Annotated in this window: 2 pseudogenes; one reads left to right on the top strand and one right to left on the bottom strand. The window is 68.9% G+C overall.

Annotated elements, in window-relative coordinates:
• Positions 1–270, bottom strand: a pseudogene (locus tag AOK22_RS43585) (Asp23/Gls24 family envelope stress response protein); the annotation flags it as partial.
• Between the two features lie 237 nt (positions 271–507).
• On the opposite strand from AOK22_RS43585, the pseudogene AOK22_RS38425 reads away from it, so the two are divergent.
• A pseudogene (locus AOK22_RS38425) lies at positions 508–702 on the top strand (sigma factor); the annotation flags it as partial.

Genomic DNA, 702 nt, shown 5'->3' with positions numbered 1-702 from the left:
GCCGGGCACACGGTCGCGGACCGCGCCGATGGTGCGGGAGAGCCCGCCGCCCATGTCGTACACACCGGGGATCTCCCGGGCGGCCATACCGGCGATCTTCACCACCACGACGTCCGCGATCGACGTCCTGCCGCGCGTCGCGGCCGGCTCGCCCGCCCCGGTGCCGCCCGTCAGGGTGGTGCTGCCCGGGGTGCTCTTGGGCGCGGGGACGACGCTGCTCTCGCCGCCACCGGACGTGGCCGTCTTCGAAGTGATCTCCTGAGTCGCCATTGCGGCATCTCCTCGTCGTCAGAGTCTCGTCGTGATCTGTCTGTTGGTGCTATTCGGTTCTGATGGCGCTTTAGATGCAGGGTCGCTGCGGCCCCACACACGTCTGACACCGCTCCGGGGAATTCGTTACGCGTCTCGGAGGAACTTCTCGCCTCGGAGAACAACACACCTGCGCCGCGTAACGCCGACCGACTTCGATGTGTCGTAGGAGTACGACCTGAGTGAAAGGAGCCGCGTGTGCCGGGTGACCGGGGCAGAGCGCCGGGGGAGAAGGACGATTCCTCGTGGCGTGACGACGGATTGCTGGCGGTACGGGCCGCCGAGGGCGACGAAGAGGCCTTCGAGCGGCTCGTGCAGCGCCACGCGCCCGGACTGCTGAGACTCGCGACGCGGCTGCTGGGAAGCCGGACGGAGGCCGAGGACGCCGTGCAG

It is taken from the genome of Streptomyces silaceus (assembly GCF_001419745.1).
GTDB lineage: Bacteria > Actinomycetota > Actinomycetes > Streptomycetales > Streptomycetaceae > Streptomyces > Streptomyces silaceus.
Note: the sequence above shows the minus strand (reverse complement) of the source record. Positions and strands in the feature narration are given on the sequence as shown.